The following is a 16,947-nucleotide window of genomic DNA, read 5'->3' as shown; positions in this document are numbered from 1 at the left end:
CCGTCCGGCGATCGAGGACGAGGCGGCGCGCCGGACGACCCCGGCGCCTCGCCCCCCGTACGGCCCCAGAACCGCGGCCGCGCCGGACAACTGTCAGTGGCATGGTGTGCAATGGACCGCGTGTCTGCGTTCGACGAACCCCTCAAGAAGCTGCTCGGCGGCGCCACCGCGAAGGTGATGGCCGAGCACCTCGACCTGCACACGGTCGGCGATCTGCTTCACCACTACCCGCGGCGGTACGAGGAGCGCGGCCGGCTCACCGCGCTGACCGACCTCCCGCTCGACGAGCACGTGACGGTCGTCGCCCAGGTCGCCGACGCCCGCGTCATGGCGTTCAACAACGGCCGGGGCAAGCGCCTGGAAGTGACCCTCACCGACGGCCACGGCCGGCTCCAGCTGGTCTTCTTCGGCCACGGCGTCCACAAGCCGCACAAGGAACTCCTGCCGGGCCGCCGCGCCATGTTCGCCGGCAAGGTCTCCGTCTTCAACCGGAAGATGCAGCTGGCCCACCCCACGTACCAGCTCCTGGACGCCGAGTCCACGGACGAGGCCGGTGCCGCCGAGGCGGTGGACGCCTTCGCCGGCAAGCTGCTGCCGATCTACCCCGCCTGCAAGCAGCTCGACTCCTGGCGCATCGCCAAGGCGGTCGACGCGGTGCTGCCCAGCGCCCAGGAGGCCGTCGACCCGCTGCCGCCGGCGCTGCGCGAGGGCCGCGGATTCACCCCGCTCCCCGAGGCGCTGCTGAAGATCCACCGCCCGCAGACCAAGGCCGACGTCGCGGCGGCCAGGGACCGGCTGAAGTGGGACGAGGCCTTCGTCCTCCAGGTAGCCCTGGCCCGCCGCCGGTACGCCGACACCCAGCTGCCGGCCGTGGCCCGCAGACCCGCCCCCGGCGGGCTGCTCGACGCCTTCGACGCCAAGCTCCCGTTCACCCTCACCGACGGCCAGCTCAAGGTCTCCAAGGAGATCTTCGACGACCTGGCGACCGAGCACCCGATGCACCGGCTGCTCCAGGGCGAGGTGGGCAGCGGGAAGACCATGGTCGCGCTGCGCGCCATGCTCGCGACGGTCGACGCGGGCGGTCAGGCCGCCATGCTCGCGCCCACCGAGGTGCTCGCCCAGCAGCACCACCGCTCCATCACCGAGATGATGGGTGAGCTCGCCGAGGGCGGCATGCTGGGCGGGTCCGACCAGGGCACCAAGGTCGTCCTGCTCACCGGCTCGATGGGCACGGCCGCCCGCCGTCAGGCACTCCTGGACCTGGTCACCGGCGAGGCCGGGATCGTGATCGGCACGCACGCGCTGATCGAGGACAAGGTGCAGTTCCACGAGCTGGGCCTGGTCGTGGTCGACGAGCAGCACCGCTTCGGAGTGGAGCAGCGTGACGCCCTGCGCTCCAAGGGGAAGCAGCCGCCGCACCTGCTCGTCATGACCGCCACCCCCATCCCGCGCACGGTCGCCATGACCGTCTTCGGCGACCTGGAGACCTCAGTCCTGGACCAGCTGCCGGCCGGCCGTTCGCCGATCGCCAGCCATGTCGTCCCCGCCAAGGACAAACCGCACTTCCTCAGCCGGGCCTGGGAGCGGGTCCGCGAAGAGGTGGAGAACGGGCACCAGACGTACGTGGTCTGCCCCCGCATCGGTGACGACGAGGACGAGGCGGCCAAGAAGAAGGGGAAGAAGGCTGCCGAGGCGGAGGAAGGCGGGGACAAGCGCCCGCCGCTCGCGGTTCTGGACACCGCCGAACAGCTCGCCAAGGGGCCACTGAGCGGTCTGCGTATCGAGGTGCTGCACGGCAGGATGCACCCCGACGACAAGGACGACGTGATGCGCCGCTTCGCCGCCGGTGACGTCGACGTCCTGGTCGCCACCACCGTCATCGAGGTCGGGGTCAACGTCCCCAACGCCACCGCGATGGTGATCATGGACGCCGACCGGTTCGGTGTCTCCCAGCTGCACCAACTGCGCGGCCGGGTCGGCCGGGGATCGGCCCCCGGGCTCTGCCTGCTGGTCAGCGAGGCCCATGAGGCGAGCCCCGCCCGCGCCCGGCTCTCCGCGGTCGCCGCCACGCTCGACGGCTTCGAGCTGTCCCGGATCGACCTGGAGGAGCGCCGCGAGGGCGACGTCCTCGGACAGGCCCAGTCCGGCGTCCGCTCCTCGCTCCGCGTCCTCAGCGTCATCGACGACGAGGAGGTCATCGCGGCCGCCCGCGAGGAGGCCGTCACCGTCGTCGCCGCCGACCCGGAGCTGGAGCGCCTGCCCGAGCTGCGCCTCGTCCTGGACGCACTCCTGGACAAGGAACGGGAGGAGTACCTCGACAAGGGGTGAAGTGCGGGGCGTCCGCCCCGGGGAGCCCCGTCGGCGACGACGCCATATCGTGGGTGGTACGGCGCCGCAGCACCCTGTGCGCCGCCCCGACCCGAGGATCAGACACCCATGACCCGCGTGATCGCAGGCGTGGCCGGTGGACGCCGTCTGGCCGTCCCGCCCGGCACCGGCACCCGCCCCACCTCCGACCGCGCGCGCGAGGGACTGTTCTCCACCTGGCAGGCGCTCCTCGGCACGCTCGACGGCATCCGGATCGCCGACCTCTACGCGGGCTCGGGCGCCGTCGGCCTCGAAGCGCTGTCCCGGGGCGCGGCCCACGCGCTGCTCGTCGAGGCCGACGCCAAGGCGGTCCGCACCGTCCGGGACAACGTCCGCACCCTCGGTCTGCCGGGCGCCGAGGTCCGTACCGGCAAAGCCGAACAGATCGTGACGGTTCCGGCGCCCGCGGACCCCTACGACGTGGTGTTCCTGGACCCGCCGTACGCCGTCACCGACGAGGATCTTGGCGAGATACTGCTCACACTCCGTGCCCAGGGGTGGCTCTCCGCGGACGCGCTCGTCACCGTGGAGCGCAGCACCAGAGGCGGAGAATTCAGCTGGCCCAAGGGATTCGAGCCATTGCGGGCCCGTCGCTACGGCGAGGGAACGCTTTGGTACGGTCGCGCCGCCGCTACGTGCGAAGACGCACGATGACCGGACCGGAGAGCGAGGGAATCAAGTTGCGCCGCGCCGTCTGCCCGGGGTCGTTCGACCCCATCACCAATGGACATCTCGACATCATCGGTCGTGCCTCGAAGCTGTACGACGTCGTACATGTCGCGGTGATGATCAACCAGTCCAAGAAGGGACTGTTCACGGTCGACGAGCGGATCGACATGATCCGCCAGGTCACCGCGGACTTCGGCAACGTCCAGGTCGAGTCCTTCCACGGACTGCTGGTCGACTTCTGCAAGCAGCGCGACATCCCGGCGATCGTGAAGGGCCTGCGGGCCGTCAGCGACTTCGACTACGAACTGCAGATGGCCCAGATGAACAACGGCCTCTCGGGCGTCGAAACGCTCTTCGTGCCGACCAACCCGACCTACAGCTTCCTGTCGTCCTCCCTGGTCAAGGAGGTGGCGACCTGGGGCGGCGACGTCTCGCACCTGCTGCCGCCACTGGTCCAGGAAGCACTGGCGAAACGTCTCGCCCGGAGTTGAGGCGCTGACGGACCGTCACCAGGTGTCGGACGGGCGCCGACTGGCCGTACAGTCGTTCCGTCCGTCTCCAATCGGCAGTAGAGAGTGGCGAGCACACGGTGGACGTGCAGAAGAAGCTCGACGAGATCGTCGAAGCGGTCGGGAACGCCCGGTCGATGCCCATGTCGGCGTCCTGCGTGGTCAACCGCGCCGAACTGCTCGCGATGCTCGAAGAGGTGCGCGAGGCCCTGCCCGGCTCGCTCGCACAGGCCGCGGAGCTCATCGGCGGCCATGAGCAGCTGGTCGAGCAGGCCCGCCAGGAGGCGGGGCGGATCATCGAGACCGCCCACGCCGAGCGCGGCTCCCTGATCTCCGACACCGAGATCGCCAGGCGCTCCCAGGCCGAGGCGGACCGGATCCTCGGTGAGGCCCGCAAGGAGGCCGACGAGATCCGCGCCGAGGCCGACGAGTACGTCGACAGCAAGCTCGCCAACTTCGAGGTCGTCCTCACCAAGACCATCGGCTCCGTCGACCGGGGCCGCGAGAAGCTCCTCGGCCGCGGTCAGGGCTTCGACGAGCAGGGCTACGAGGACCCGGACTTCGCCGAGGCCCCCGAGCGCAGCGCCGACCCGGCCACGCTCCAGCGCCGGGCCGACGAGTACGTGGACACCAAGCTCGGCGCCTTCGAGGCGGTGCTCGCCAAGACGCTGGAGGCGGTCGGCCGTGGCCGGCAGAAGCTGCACGGCCGGGTCGCCACCGACGACCTGGGCGCACACATCGCCGCCCAGGACGCCGCGGGCGGCCAGGGCCACACCAGTGACGAGGACCACTGGGCGGGACTGGCCGAGATCGCCACCCCGGAGCCGCTCCAGGTGCCCTATCAGCCGACCGAGCCCCAGTACCCCGCGCAGGCGGAGCCGCAGTACGCGCAGACGTACGCCTACCAGGACCAGTCGCACCAGGACGTGTACGGCTACCAGCAGCAGCCCGATCCGTACGCGGCGTACCAGCAGCAGGGCTACGACCAGGGCCAGGTCCAGATGCCGGCGCAGGGCTACGACACCTGGCAGCAGCAGCCGGTGCAGGCCCAGCAGCAGCCCCTCCAGCAGCACGGCGAGGGTTCCCTGGACGAGACCAGTCTGTTCGACACCGGCATGATCGACCTGGAGCAGCTCCGCCGGTACGAACAGGAGCGCTGACCGGCCGGGACCGCAGGGGGACAACCACTCACAGGACCGGATTGGGAGCTGAGCGGTGCGTCAAGTATCCTGGTTCTTCGGTCGCGCGTATGTCCGCGATCCAGGCTGCCCGCTTCGGCTCCGAAGCCGGTCGGCCCTTCCCCACCACGCGTGATGCGCATGATTTCGAAAGCAGGAAAAGCCCTGAACGGCCACCTCGACCACCGAAACCCTCTCGTGTTCGATACGCACGAGCTGGGTCGGCGTCCCGGTGCCATGAAGCGGCTGACCCGCTCGGTGGATGCCCCCAAGGACTTCGGTATCGACGGGGTCGTGGGTGTGCCGGAAGGCGCACCCGTGGAGCTGGACGTCCGCCTCGAATCGGTCATGGAAGGTGTGCTTGTCACAGGCACCGCCCGTGCATCGGCCGAGGGGGAGTGCGTAAGGTGTCTGGAGCCGCTGAGCCTTGAGGTCGAGGCGGACTTCCAGGAGATGTTCTCGTACCCTGACGCCGATGACCGGAACCGCAGCAAGACGGCGGACCCGGTCGACGACGCCGAGGACGACGAGGACAGGTTCTTCCTCGAGGACGGACTGTTCGACCTCGAGTCGGTGCTGCGTGATGCGGTGGTGCTCGCACTGCCGATGCAGCCGGTGTGCCGGGAGACCTGTGCCGGTCTGTGCTCCGAATGCGGAGTCAGGCTGGACGAGAACCCCGGTCACCACCACGAAGCCCTCGACATCCGTTGGGCGGCATTGCAAGGACTCGCCGAGACCGTTCAGGACGGCGAGAAGGACAACATGGGCGGCGCCGAACCTGGCGTCGACGAGAAGCAGGAGAAGTAGCCGTGGCTGTTCCGAAGCGGAAGATGTCGCGCAGCAACACGCGCCACCGCCGGTCGCAGTGGAAGGCTGCGGTCCCCACCCTGGTTTCGTGCGAGCGTTGCCAGGAGCCGAAGCTGCAGCACATCGCGTGCCCCAGCTGCGGCACGTACAACAAGCGCCAGGTCCTCGAGGTCTGAGCGGCTGGTGAGAGGCCCGATGTCTGAGTTGTCCCACGCCAAGAAGCAGGCAGACAACGTCAACACAGCCTCGTCCCACACGCTTCTGGAAGGGCGGCTCGGGTACCACCTCGAGTCCGCCCTTCTGGTGCGTGCGCTGACCCATCGTTCGTACGCGTACGAGAACGGCGGTCTGCCCACCAACGAGCGGCTCGAATTCCTCGGGGATTCGGTGCTCGGCCTGGTGGTCACGGACACGCTGTACCGCACCCACCCGGACCTGCCTGAAGGCCAGCTGGCCAAATTGCGGGCCGCGGTGGTCAACTCGCGTGCGCTTGCGGAAGTGGGCCGCGGCCTCGAACTCGGCTCCTTCATCCGGCTCGGCCGCGGTGAAGAGGGCACGGGTGGCCGGGACAAGGCTTCCATCCTCGCCGACACCCTTGAAGCGGTGCTCGGAGCGGTCTATCTCGATCAGGGCCTCGGCGCGGCCTCGGAGCTGGTTCACCGGCTCTTCGACCCGCTGATCGACAGGTCCTCGAACCTCGGCGCCGGCCTGGACTGGAAGACCAGTCTCCAGGAGCTCACCGCGAGCGAGAGCCTCGGAGTTCCCGAGTACCTCGTCACGGAGACCGGCCCGGACCACGAGAAGACCTTTACTGCTGCTGCTCGCGTCGGTGGTGTCTCGTACGGCACCGGCACCGGCCGTAGCAAGAAGGAAGCGGAGCAACAGGCGGCGGAGTCCGCCTGGCGCGAGATCACTGCCGCCGCGGAGGCGCGGGAGGCTGTGGCCAAGGCCGCAGCCGACGGAGGGGCCGCCGACACCCCTGCCGACCCGCCGTCGTCCACGGACGTCGCTCCGGCCTGACCCGAGAACCCCTCGGTGCCCAGCGCACCGGGGGGTTCTCCCTGTCCGGAACCAGAGCCGGACAATGACAGACCCAGAACCGGACAGACCCGGATCCGGACCAGATCAGACCCGGATCCGGAACCCGGATCCAGAGCCAGGAGCGACACCGTGCCCGAGCTGCCCGAGGTCGAAGTCGTACGACGCGGTCTGGAGCGCTGGGTGACCGGGCGAACGGTCGATGAGGTCGAGGTCCTGCACCCGCGGGCGGTCCGCCGCCATCTCGCGGGGGGCGTGGACTTCGCGGCCCGGCTGGCCGGCATCCGCTTCGGACCGGCGATGCGCCGCGGCAAGTACCTCTGGGTGCCGCTGGACGACACCACCAGCTCCCTCCTCGGCCACCTCGGCATGAGCGGTCAGCTGCTCGTCCAGCCGCAGGACGCCGCCGACGAGAAGCACCTGCGGATCAGGATCAGGTTCGACGACGCACTCGGCACCGAACTCCGCTTCGTCGACCAGCGCACCTTCGGCGGGCTCTCGCTCCACGCGTGCGCGGCCGACGGCAAGGACGGGCTGCCCGACGTCATCGCGCACATCGCCCGCGATCCGCTGGACCCGGAATTCGACGACTCGGCGTTCCACACGGCACTGCGGCTGCGCCGCACCACGGTCAAGCGCGCCCTGCTCGACCAGACGCTGATCAGCGGTGTCGGCAACATCTACGCGGACGAGGCGCTGTGGCGCGCCAGGCTGCACTACGACCGGCCGACCGCCACCCTGACCCGCCCCAAGTCGGCCGAGCTGCTCGGCCATGTCCGCGACGTGATGAACGCGGCGCTGGAGCAGGGCGGCACCAGCTTCGACAGCCTCTACGTCAACGTGAACGGTGAGTCCGGCTACTTCGACCGCTCCCTCGACGCCTACGGCCGCGAGGACGAGCCCTGCCACCGCTGCGGTACGCCGATGAGGCGCCGCGCCTGGATGAACAGGTCCAGCTACTTCTGCCCGCGCTGCCAGCGCCCGCCGCGGCCCTGAGAGCTTGCCCGCAGTGCCTGTTTCGAAGCGGTCGGGCGCGGCTGGCGGCTAAGGGCTGTCCCAGCCCGCTCGGGCCTCGTCGTAACGGGCGCGGGCGGCGAGGACCTCGTCCATCCGGCCCTCGACGAGGTGGATCAGTGCGAGCAGTTGCTCGGCGACCTGCTGTCCCAGAGCGGTGAGCTCGTAGTCGACGCGGGGCGGATTGGTGGGCTGGGCCTCGCGGTGCACCAGACCGTCCCGTTCCAGTGAGTGCAGTGTCTGGGACAGCATCTTCTCGCTGACCCCGTCGACCCGGCGGCGCAGCGCGTTGAAGCGGAGGCTGCCCTCGTACAGGGCGCCGAGCGTCAGGCTTCCCCAGCGGCCGGTCGCGTGCTCCAGGGTGCCGCGCGAGGGGCACCGCTTGGAGAACACGTCGAAGGCCAGTTCCTCGTCCGGACAGCCGTCCGTCCCGCTGTCACCGTTCTCGTCCATGAAAACCAGCGTACGCCCGCACCGCGCTTTCCCACGGGTTGCGCAATCCGTGGGAAAGCCAGTGGGGCGTACGAGGCAGGAGCGGGTGGTGATGCGGGTGGGTACGGCTCAGAAGCCGAAGTCCTGCGTCCACCAGGGGCCGCCGGCGCCGGTGTGGACACCCACTCCGAGCGTCTTGTAGTCGCAGTTGAGAATGTTTGCGCGGTGGCCTTCGCTGTTCATCCAGGCGTCCATCACAGCCTGGGCATCGGCCTGGCCGCGGGCGATGTTCTCCCCGCCGAGGTTGTCCACGCCGGCCTTGGCGGCACGGTCCCAGGGACTGTTCCCGTCGGGGTCCGTGTGGTCGAAGAAGCCGCGGGCCGCCATGTCGTCGCTGAAGTTCTGGGCGAGTGAGGCCAGCGAACTGCTTGCCGTCACCGGGCTGCAGCCGACCTTGGCGCGCTCCTGGTTGACCAGGGAGAGCACGGCGGCCTGGGCCGAGGTGTCGGCGGGCGGTGTCGTGGTCCTGCTGGGGGCCGGGGCGGAGGTCGAGGGCGCCGGCGCGGCTGCCGCGGAGGTCCTGGCTCCTGAGGTGGGGCTCTTCGACGTGGTCCCGGACGCGGGAGCCTTCGAAGTGGAAGCCCGCTGGGAAGGTGCCTTCGTCCTCGCTTCCTCCGTCTCCTTCGCCTTCGCCGACTTGGTCGGCGCGGACGTCCTGGAGGGGGACGAGGACGGCTTGCCGTCGGCGGAGGCGCCGGGCTTCGTGGGCCCGTCCGTACGGTCGGTGCCGCGGCTGGCCGTGTCCGACACGGTTCCCCGGTCGGCCGGCGGGGTGGTGGAGCCGCCCTGCGTCAGCAGATCCGGAGCGGCCTGGGAGCGCACCTGGTCGGCGGCCGAACCGCCGCCGAGGTAGTTGTCACCACCGGGCAGCAGACCCGAGGCCACCGCGACGGCCCCGACGGCCATGGCCGCGGAGACGCCGAGGAGTCCCGTACGTACCGGCATACCGGACCGCTTCTTGCGGCGGTCTCCACGGCTCCGGCCCGCGTCCCATTCCGCGTGCTGTTCAGCGGCGGGAGCTGCGGCGGAGCGTCGATGGCGTCCCATCTGCTGTGCCCTTCTGACGACCTGGACGCCGTTTTCGACGCCACGGTGACTCACCCGATCGAGTGAAGCTTTTGCGAGGGGACTGTACGCCATGGCCTTTCGGCGAGAAGTGCTCCGAGAGCAATTGGCCGGTTAGCGTTCGGGCATGAACGAAGATGTACGGCTCACCGCCTGGGTACGCGGCCGAGTACAGCAAGTAGGGTTCCGCTGGTTCACCAGGGCAAACGCTCTGGAGATCGGCGGCCTCACCGGATTCGCCCTCAATCTGGAAGACGGCAGGGTGCAGGTTGTCGCCGAAGGGCGGCGTGAGAATTGCCACCGCCTGCTGGACTGGCTGCGCTCCGACGACACACCCGGCCGCGTTGACGGTGTCACTGAGATCTGGGACACCCCGCGGGGTGGATACGAGAGCTTCGCGATCCGCTGATCCGGTCCTTGCGGGGGGTGGGAACGCGGCCCGTGTTCGGGCCGTGTTCGAGACGCGGCGGGGGGTGACCGCGAGGCCGCCTTCGTGACGTACACATGAAATGACCTGCGCAATAACCCGGTGGTTGCCAAGTTTGGGTTGCCGTGCAAGGCTGCGGCGAGACGGATGATCTCCGTGCCCCCTGAGGGCCCCGCTGGAGAGTCGCGCCGCAAGATCGCCAAGCCGCGCACCCCCGGGACGCCCGCCTCTACAGGGTGTGATCGTGTTGACCGTCAAACTTTTTGGTGAGACGCTGAAAACCCCGCGCACCTTAGCTGTTCGGCAGAGCTGTTTGGCAGCAGAACAGCAGTGAACACATGGCACTGCCGAGCACCGCGGGTGCGATTCCCTCACGACCCACACCGCATCGGTCGGTCACTCAGTGTGGAGGACCACTCATCATGGCAAAGGCGCTTCTCGGTTACGTCGGCGGTTCCGACCCGCGACTCCTCGCCGAGATGCGACGGCTCCAGCAGCGCGTCCAGGATCTTGAATCCGAGATCGTACGGATTCAGGACGAGAACGACGCGCTCAACGCCGCCGCTCAGCACCAAGAGTCGCTGCTCGACAGCATCGACATCGACGTACCTCAGGCGGAGCCGGCGCTGACCTGACCCATGGCCTCAGGGCCGGTCGGGCCGCACGCGGCAACCGCACGGAACATCGCCGGATCGTCACCGGATCATTGAAGATCGATTGCGCTTGATCTGCGCCTTCGTCTGTCCTGTCATTGATCCGGCACGCGCGTCTCCTCGGAGGCGTCCGATCCGTCGACGCGGCATTGCACAAGATTTGCAAGGGACGCTTCGGCGTCCCTTCTTTCTTTTCCCCTCCGAAACCCGCCCGTCCCGCCCCGGACGTACACCCCTTCCCTTACCGTCTGATGTGCCCTGCACCTTCATCAGCGAAACCGAGAGCGAAAGGTAGAGTCCGGCGGCGTGCACCTCAAGGCCCTGACCCTGCGTGGTTTCAAATCGTTCGCCTCCGCCACGACCCTGCGGTTCGAACCCGGGATCACCTGCGTGGTCGGTCCCAATGGGTCGGGCAAGTCCAATGTGGTGGACGCGCTCTCCTGGGTCATGGGGGAACAGGGCGCCAAATCTTTGCGCGGCGGCAAGATGGAGGACGTGATCTTCGCCGGTACCACCGGGCGGCCTCCGCTCGGCAGGGCCGAGGTCTCGCTGACCATCGACAATTCCGACGGCGCCCTGCCCATCGAGTACGCCGAAGTGACGATCACGCGGATCATGTTCCGCAACGGCGGCAGCGAATACCAGATCAATGGCGACACCTGCCGGCTGCTGGACATCCAGGAACTCCTCTCGGACTCCGGTATCGGCCGCGAGATGCACGTCATCGTCGGCCAGGGCCAGCTGGACTCCGTACTGCACGCCGACCCCATGGGGCGCCGCGCCTTCATCGAGGAGGCCGCCGGTGTACTGAAGCACCGCAAGCGCAAGGAGAAGGCGCTGCGGAAGCTGGACGCGATGGGGGCGAACCTGGCCCGGGTCCAGGACCTCACCGACGAACTGCGACGCCAGCTGAAGCCGCTCGGCCGGCAGGCGGCGGTGGCGCGCCGCGCCGCCGTCATCCAGGCCGATCTGCGCGACGCCCGGCTGCGGCTGCTCGCCGACGACCTGGTGCGGCTGCACACCGCGCTGCGCAGCGAGATCGCCGACGAGGCGGCGCTGAAGCAGCGCCGGGAGGCGGCCGAGGCGGAACTCAAGGCGGCACTGGGGCGCGAGGCGGAACTCGAGGACGAGGTGCGGCGGCTGACACCGCGGCTCCAGCGCGCCCAGCAGACCTGGTACGAGCTCTCGCAGCTGGCCGAGCGGGTACGCGGCACGATCTCGCTGGCCGACGCCCGGGTGAAGAGCGCCACCGCCCCGCCGGACGAGGAGCGGCGCGGGCGCGACCCGGAGGACATGGAGCGCGAGGCCGCCCGGATCCGTGAGCAGGAGGCCGAGCTGAGCGCGGCGCTCGAAGCGGCGGAACACGCCCTGGAGGACACCGCCTCGCACCGGTCCGAGCTGGAACGGGAACTGGCGGCCGAGGAACGCCGGCTGAAGGACGCGGCCCGCGCCCTGGCGGACCGCCGCGAGGGACTCGCCCGGCTGAGCGGTCAGGTCAACGCGGCCCGCAGCCGTGCCGGTTCGGCGCAGTCGGAGATCGACCGGCTTGCCGCGTCGCGGGACGAGGCGCAGGAGCGCGCGGTCGCGGCCCAGGAGGAGTACGAGGAGCTCAAGGCGGAGGTCGAAGGGCTGGACGCCGGTGACGCCGAGCTCGGCGAGCGGCACGAGGCGGCCAGGACCGACCTGAAGGAGGCGGAGGGTGCGCTCTCCGCCGCCCGGGAGGCCGCCACCGCCGCCGAGCGCGAGCGCGCAGCGGTCGCGGCCCGCCATGACGCACTGGCCCTCGGGCTGCGCAGAAAGGACGGCACCGGTGCGCTGCTCGGTGCCCGGGACCGGTTGACGGGACTGCTCGGACCGGCCGCGGAGCTGCTCACGGTGGCCCCGGGACACGAGGTCGCGGTGGCCGCCGCCCTCGGAGCCGCGGCGGACGCGGTCGCGGTGACCGACCCGGCCACCGCGGCCGAGGCGATCCGGCTGCTGCGGAAACAGGACGCGGGACGGGCGGCGCTGCTGCTCGGGGCCGTGGCGGGAGCCGGAAGCGGCGGCGGGAACGGGGGCGGCTCCGCCACCGGTGGGGCCGATGGGCCGGTACACGTACCCGGTCAGGCGGGGGAGACGCAGACGGTCTCCCCGGACGGGGTCGCCCATGTACCGGGGCAGGGGGCGGAGCGCGTGCCGGTCCCGCAGGGCCCGGAGGGGACCGGGGTGGCGGAGTCCGGCCGTCCGGCCCTGCTGGCTCTCGAAGGCCGGGGAAATCCCGCCGTGGCCGATCTCCTCAACGGTCCCGTCGAACTCATGGCCGCCGTGCGCAGGCTGGTGCGGGACATGGTGGTCGTCGGAACGCTGGAGGACGCCGAGGACCTGGTGGCCGCCCACCCGGAACTGACTGCGGTGACCGGTGAGGGGGACGTCCTCTCGGCGCACTTCGCGCACGGCGGCTCCGCTGGGGCGCCCAGCCTCCTCGAAGTCCAGGCGTCCGTCGACGAGGCAGCCGCCGAACTGGCCGAACTGGCGGTGCGGTGCACGGAGCTGGCCGAGGCGCAGCAGCTCGCGGTGCGGAGGCGCGGCACCGTCGCGGCTCTGGTCGAGGAACTGGGGGAGCGGCGCCGGGCCGCCGAGCGGGAGAAGTCCGGAGTGGCCCAGCAGCTCGGGCGGCTGGCCGGTCAGGCACGGGGTGCGGCGGGCGAGGCCGAGCGGATGGCCGCCTCCGCGGCCCGCGCCCAGGAGGCGCTGGAGCGCGCGACCCAGGACGCGGAGGAGCTCGCGGAGCGGCTGCTCGTCGCCGAGGAGGCGTCCGGCGAGGGAATGGACGAGGAGCCGGACACCGCCGTGCGCGACCGGCTCGCCGCCGACGGTGCCAACGCCCGGCAGACCGAGATGGAGGCCCGGCTCCAGGTCCGTACCCACGAGGAACGGGTCAAGGCGCTGGCGGGCCGCGCCGATTCCCTCGACCGCGGCGCCCGTGCCGAACGGGAGGCCAGGGCACGCGTCGAGCAGCGCAGGGCGCGGCTGCGTCACGAGGCCGCGGTGGCCGAGGCCGTGGCGTCCGGCGCCCGCCAGCTCCTGGCCCATGTCGAGGTGTCCGTCGTACGGGCCGAACAGGAGCGGGTCGCCGCCGAGGCCTCGAAGGCCGAGCGGGAGCGGGAGCTGGCGGCCGAACGGCACCAGGGCCGCGAGCTCAAGGGCGAGTTGGACAAGCTGACGGACTCGGTCCACCGCGGCGAGGTGCTCGGTGCCGAGAAGCGGCTGCGGATAGAGCAACTGGAGACGAGGGCCCTGGAGGAGCTGGGTGTGGAGCCGGCCGGTCTGGCCGCGGAGTACGGGCCCGACCAGCTCGTCCCGCCGTCCCCGGCCGCGGAGGGCGAGGAGTTGCCGGAGGATCCGGAGCACCCGCGCAACCAGCCGAAGCCGTTCGTCAGGGCCGAGCAGGAGAAGCGGCTGAAGTCGGCCGAACGGGCGTATCAGCAACTCGGGAAGGTGAATCCGCTGGCCCTGGAGGAGTTCTCGGCGCTGGAGGAGCGGCACAAGTTCCTCTCCGAGCAGCTCGAGGACCTGAAGAAGACCCGGGCCGATCTGATGCAGGTCATCAAGGAGGTCGACGAGCGGGTCGAGCAGGTCTTCAGCGAGGCCTACCGGGACACGGCCCGTGAGTTCGAGGGCGTCTTCTCGCGCCTCTTCCCGGGCGGTGAGGGACGGCTCATCCTGACCGATCCGGACAACATGCTCGCGACCGGAGTGGACGTCGAGGCCCGGCCGCCCGGCAAGAAGGTCAAGCGCCTCTCCCTGCTGTCCGGTGGTGAACGGTCGCTGACGGCAGTTGCGTTGCTGGTCTCGATCTTCAAGGCCCGGCCGAGTCCGTTCTACGTGATGGACGAGGTCGAGGCGGCGCTCGACGACACCAACCTCCAGCGACTGATCCGGATCATGGAGGAGCTCCAGGAGAGCTCCCAGCTCATCGTGATCACTCACCAGAAGCGGACGATGGAGGTCGCCGACGCGCTCTACGGCGTCTCGATGCAGGGTGACGGGGTCTCCAAGGTCATCAGCCAGCGGCTGCACTGATCCTTCACCCAATCTTTAAGGCTTCAACGTACCTTTTGGGTGGTCCTGGGTAGATGTCAACGCTGGACAGGATGTTGACTTCAAAGACTGAACGCATAATCTCTGAAACGTAGATTTTACGTTCAAGTGGTGGCGACCATGAACTTATGCGCCACTGGGAACAGCTCACCCCCCACGCCTGCGTTGCGGCCAGGCACCAGGAGTTCACGTGACCAGCACATCGCAGGGACCAGAGTCCGGAGCCCGGGCGGCCCATCCGGATCACCTCGGCCATGTCATCTTCATCACGGCAGCCGCTGCGATGGGTGGCTTCCTCTTCGGTTACGACAGCTCCGTGATCAACGGGGCCGTCGAGGCGATCCGCGACAGGTACGACATCGGCTCCGGCACGCTGGCCCAGGTCATCGCCATCGCCCTGATCGGCTGCGCGATCGGCGCGGCCACCGCGGGGCGCATCGCCGACCGCATCGGCCGCATCCGCTGCATGCAGATCGCCTCGGTCCTCTTCACGATCAGTGCCGTCGGCTCGGCTCTCCCGTTCGCCCTCTGGGACCTGGCGATGTGGCGCATCATCGGTGGCTTCGCCATCGGCATGGCCTCGGTGATCGGCCCGGCGTACATCGCCGAGGTCTCACCGCCCGCCTACCGAGGCCGTCTCGGCTCCTTCCAGCAGGCGGCGATCGTCATCGGCATCGCCATCTCCCAGCTGGTCAACTACGGCATCCTGCAGATCGCCGACGGTGACCAGCGCGGCAAGATCGGCGGCCTCGAGGCCTGGCAGTGGATGCTCGGCGTGATGGTCCTGCCCGCGGTCCTCTACGGGCTGCTGTCCTTCGCCATCCCCGAGTCGCCCCGGTTCCTGATCTCGGTCGGCAAGAAGGACCGGGCCCGCCAGATCCTGGCCGAGGTCGAGGGCAAGGGCGTCGACCTCGACGCCCGGGTCACCGAGATCGAGACCGCGATGCACCGCGAGCACAAGTCCTCCTTCAAGGACCTGCTCGGCAGCCGTTTCGGATTCCTGCCCATCGTCTGGGTCGGTATCGGGCTGTCGGTCTTCCAGCAGCTCGTCGGCATCAACGTGGCCTTCTACTACTCGGCGACGCTGTGGCAGTCCGTCGGCATCGACCCGACCGACTCGTTCTTCTACTCGTTCACCACCTCGATCATCAACATCATCGGTACGGTCATCGCGATGATCCTGGTGGACCGGGTGGGCCGCCGCCCGCTCGCCCTCGTCGGCTCGTGCGGCATGGCCATCGCCCTCGCCTTCGAGGCCTGGGCATTCTCCGCCGATCTGGTCGACGGGAAACTCCCCAACACCCAGGGGACGGTCGCGCTCATCGCGGCCCATGTCTTCGTGCTCTTCTTCGCCCTGTCGTGGGGTGTCATCGTCTGGGTCTTCCTCGGCGAGATGTTCCCGAACCGGATCCGCGCCGCCGCCCTCGGGGTCGCCGCCTCCGCCCAGTGGATCGCCAACTGGGCGATCACCGCGAGCTTCCCGAGCCTCGCCGACTGGAACCTCTCGGGCACGTACATCATCTACGCCTGCTTCGCCACGCTCTCGATCCCCTTCGTCATCAAGTTCGTCAAGGAGACCAAGGGCAAGGCGCTGGAGGAGATGGGCTGATCCCCGCTGCCCCTCTCCTCGAAGCCGTACGGCCCCCGGCCCGCATCCGCGAGCAGGGGGCCGTACGCCCGTTCACCCCCCGGCCGCCCCGCAGAACAGCCGCAGGCTGCGCCACCCCTCCTCCACCGGCATCCCGCCGCACAGTGGATGCAGCACCAGACTGTCCGACCGCCCGGCCAGCTCCGCGCACTCCTGCGGGGTGACGATCCGGTAGACGCCCTCTGCCCGCAGCTCCGCCACCGTGGTCGCAGCCGAACGGACCGCCGAGCGGATGTCCTTGGACTGCCAGGAGGCGTACGTGCGCGCCTCGTGCAGGAAGTGCTCCCCGTACTCGTCCCACGCGCGGTCCGGATCCTCGGAGACGTGCAGCAGGGGCGTCCGGGCCGCGGGCATCATGCAGAAGCCCTCCGTGCCGTGCTCCGCGCGCTGCTCGTGGTAGTAGGCCTCCAGCTCCGGAAGGTGCGCGCTCGGGAACAGCGGCAGACCCAGCCTGGCCGCCCGCCGCGCCGCCGCCCGTGAACTGCCGCCCACCAGCAGGAGCGGATGCGGCCGGGTGGAGGGCCGCGGGGTGACGGTGACCCTGCGGCCGCGGAACTCGAAGGGCTCCCCGGTCCACGCCCGCAGCAGCGTCTCCAGCAGCTCGTCCTGGAGCCGGCCGCGCCTGCCCCATTCGACGCCCGCCCGTTCGTACTCCTCGGGCCGGTAGCCGATCCCGGCGACCGTGACCAGGCGGCCCGCGCTCAGCAGGTCCAGCACCGCGATGTCCTCCGCCAGCCGCAGCGGGTCGTGCAGCGGCCCGATGATCGCGGAGACCGTGACCGCGATCCGGCCGGTGGCACCGAAGACGGCACCGGCGAGGACGAACGGCGAGGGCAGCCAGGAGTTGGCGGCCCCGTGGTGCTCCTCGGTCTGCACGGTGTCGATGCCGTGCTCGTCGGCGTACGCGGCCATGTCCAGGGCGGCGCGGTAGCGGGCCGAGAGCGAGGCGGGCGTGGCATCGGGCTCTACGAGGTTGAACCGGACGACTGTGAAGGCCATG

15 protein-coding genes are annotated in these 16,947 nt (G+C 69.9%); 12 read left to right on the top strand and 3 right to left on the bottom strand.

The annotated features are described in order from the left end of the window. The first annotated feature begins 111 nt into the window (after nucleotides 1–111). From recG to mutM, 8 genes are all read left to right on the top strand, one after another. Nucleotides 112–2,328, top strand: a complete 2,217-nt coding sequence (gene recG, locus ACFVJX_RS15135) for an ATP-dependent DNA helicase RecG (RefSeq protein WP_384133462.1) — start codon at nucleotides 112–114, stop codon at nucleotides 2,326–2,328. Between the two features lie 108 nt (nucleotides 2,329–2,436). Then, nucleotides 2,437–3,021: a 16S rRNA (guanine(966)-N(2))-methyltransferase RsmD gene (gene rsmD / locus ACFVJX_RS15130; protein ID WP_384133464.1), complete on the top strand. Its 585-nt coding sequence runs from the start codon at nucleotides 2,437–2,439 to the stop codon at nucleotides 3,019–3,021. A gap of 26 nt (nucleotides 3,022–3,047) precedes the next feature. Continuing rightward, on the top strand, nucleotides 3,048–3,527 hold the full coding sequence (coaD, locus tag ACFVJX_RS15125; protein WP_384133522.1) for a pantetheine-phosphate adenylyltransferase: 480 nt from the start codon (nucleotides 3,048–3,050) through the stop codon (nucleotides 3,525–3,527). A gap of 98 nt (nucleotides 3,528–3,625) precedes the next feature. Continuing rightward, nucleotides 3,626–4,705, top strand: a complete 1,080-nt coding sequence (locus ACFVJX_RS15120; protein ID WP_384133467.1) for a cell division initiation protein — start codon at nucleotides 3,626–3,628, stop codon at nucleotides 4,703–4,705. A 159-nt stretch (nucleotides 4,706–4,864) separates the two neighbouring features. After that, complete coding sequence (locus ACFVJX_RS15115) at nucleotides 4,865–5,530, top strand: YceD family protein (RefSeq protein ID WP_384133470.1); 666 nt, start codon at nucleotides 4,865–4,867, stop codon at nucleotides 5,528–5,530. Between the two features lie 2 nt (nucleotides 5,531–5,532). Beyond that, nucleotides 5,533–5,706 carry a 50S ribosomal protein L32 gene (gene rpmF, locus ACFVJX_RS15110; RefSeq protein WP_003965982.1) on the top strand — a complete coding sequence of 58 codons (174 nt, stop codon included), beginning with the start codon at nucleotides 5,533–5,535 and terminating at the stop codon, nucleotides 5,704–5,706. A gap of 19 nt (nucleotides 5,707–5,725) precedes the next feature. Beyond that, nucleotides 5,726–6,550: a ribonuclease III gene (gene rnc, locus ACFVJX_RS15105; RefSeq protein WP_384133473.1), complete on the top strand. Its 825-nt coding sequence runs from the start codon at nucleotides 5,726–5,728 to the stop codon at nucleotides 6,548–6,550. A 150-nt stretch (nucleotides 6,551–6,700) separates the two neighbouring features. Next, nucleotides 6,701–7,564 (top strand): bifunctional DNA-formamidopyrimidine glycosylase/DNA-(apurinic or apyrimidinic site) lyase, encoded by an 864-nt coding sequence (mutM, locus tag ACFVJX_RS15100; RefSeq protein WP_384133476.1) that lies wholly within the window; start codon nucleotides 6,701–6,703, stop codon nucleotides 7,562–7,564. A gap of 48 nt (nucleotides 7,565–7,612) precedes the next feature. On the opposite strand, the gene ACFVJX_RS15095 is transcribed toward mutM, so the two are convergent. Continuing rightward, nucleotides 7,613–8,035, bottom strand: a complete 423-nt coding sequence (locus ACFVJX_RS15095) for a winged helix-turn-helix transcriptional regulator (protein ID WP_384133478.1) — start codon at nucleotides 8,033–8,035, stop codon at nucleotides 7,613–7,615. Nucleotides 8,036–8,143: 108 nt separating this feature from the next. After that, nucleotides 8,144–9,121, bottom strand: coding sequence for a CAP domain-containing protein (locus ACFVJX_RS15090; protein WP_384133481.1), 978 nt, complete (start codon nucleotides 9,119–9,121; stop codon nucleotides 8,144–8,146). A 145-nt stretch (nucleotides 9,122–9,266) separates the two neighbouring features. Here ACFVJX_RS15090 and ACFVJX_RS15085 point away from each other — a divergent pair, with 145 nt between their 5' ends. The 4 genes from ACFVJX_RS15085 to ACFVJX_RS15070 all read left to right on the top strand — a co-directional run bounded on the left by ACFVJX_RS15085 (nucleotide 9,267) and on the right by ACFVJX_RS15070 (nucleotide 15,908). Then, nucleotides 9,267–9,548 (top strand): acylphosphatase, encoded by a 282-nt coding sequence (locus ACFVJX_RS15085; protein WP_384133484.1) that lies wholly within the window; start codon nucleotides 9,267–9,269, stop codon nucleotides 9,546–9,548. A gap of 440 nt (nucleotides 9,549–9,988) precedes the next feature. Then, nucleotides 9,989–10,201 (top strand): hypothetical protein, encoded by a 213-nt coding sequence (locus tag ACFVJX_RS15080; protein ID WP_024494492.1) that lies wholly within the window; start codon nucleotides 9,989–9,991, stop codon nucleotides 10,199–10,201. Between the two features lie 324 nt (nucleotides 10,202–10,525). Beyond that, nucleotides 10,526–14,281: an AAA family ATPase gene (locus ACFVJX_RS15075; protein ID WP_384133488.1), complete on the top strand. Its 3,756-nt coding sequence runs from the start codon at nucleotides 10,526–10,528 to the stop codon at nucleotides 14,279–14,281. A gap of 208 nt (nucleotides 14,282–14,489) precedes the next feature. Continuing rightward, nucleotides 14,490–15,908 carry a sugar porter family MFS transporter gene (locus ACFVJX_RS15070; RefSeq protein WP_384133491.1) on the top strand — a complete coding sequence of 473 codons (1,419 nt, stop codon included), beginning with the start codon at nucleotides 14,490–14,492 and terminating at the stop codon, nucleotides 15,906–15,908. Nucleotides 15,909–15,980: 72 nt separating this feature from the next. Here the strand turns inward: ACFVJX_RS15070 and ACFVJX_RS15065 are convergent, their stop codons facing one another. Continuing rightward, nucleotides 15,981–16,946, bottom strand: a complete 966-nt coding sequence (locus ACFVJX_RS15065; protein ID WP_384133494.1) for an LLM class flavin-dependent oxidoreductase — start codon at nucleotides 16,944–16,946, stop codon at nucleotides 15,981–15,983. Between the last annotated feature and the right edge of the window lies 1 nt (nucleotide 16,947).

Origin of the sequence: Streptomyces sp. NPDC127177 (assembly GCF_042672475.1) — a bacterium.
Taxonomy (GTDB): Bacteria; Actinomycetota; Actinomycetes; order Streptomycetales; family Streptomycetaceae; genus Streptomyces.
This window is presented reverse-complemented; position numbering and strand designations above follow the sequence as displayed.

Bases quoted from the DNA above. Each gene is read 5' to 3' on its own strand.
- rnc (WP_384133473.1), top strand. From the start codon at position 5,726: ATGTCTGAGTTGTCCCACGCCAAGAAGCAGGCAGACAACGTCAACACA.
- ACFVJX_RS15090 (WP_384133481.1), bottom strand. From the start codon at position 9,121: ATGGGACGCCATCGACGCTCCGCCGCAGCTCCCGCCGCTGAACAGCAC.
- ACFVJX_RS15065 (WP_384133494.1), bottom strand. From the start codon at position 16,946: ATGGCCTTCACAGTCGTCCGGTTCAACCTCGTAGAGCCCGATGCCACG.
- ACFVJX_RS15115 (WP_384133470.1), top strand. From the start codon at position 4,865: ATGATTTCGAAAGCAGGAAAAGCCCTGAACGGCCACCTCGACCACCGA.
- ACFVJX_RS15095 (WP_384133478.1), bottom strand. From the start codon at position 8,035: ATGGACGAGAACGGTGACAGCGGGACGGACGGCTGTCCGGACGAGGAA.
- recG (WP_384133462.1), top strand. From the start codon at position 112: ATGGACCGCGTGTCTGCGTTCGACGAACCCCTCAAGAAGCTGCTCGGC.
- rsmD (WP_384133464.1), top strand. From the start codon at position 2,437: ATGACCCGCGTGATCGCAGGCGTGGCCGGTGGACGCCGTCTGGCCGTC.
- ACFVJX_RS15080 (WP_024494492.1), top strand. From the start codon at position 9,989: ATGGCAAAGGCGCTTCTCGGTTACGTCGGCGGTTCCGACCCGCGACTC.
- ACFVJX_RS15085 (WP_384133484.1), top strand. From the start codon at position 9,267: ATGAACGAAGATGTACGGCTCACCGCCTGGGTACGCGGCCGAGTACAG.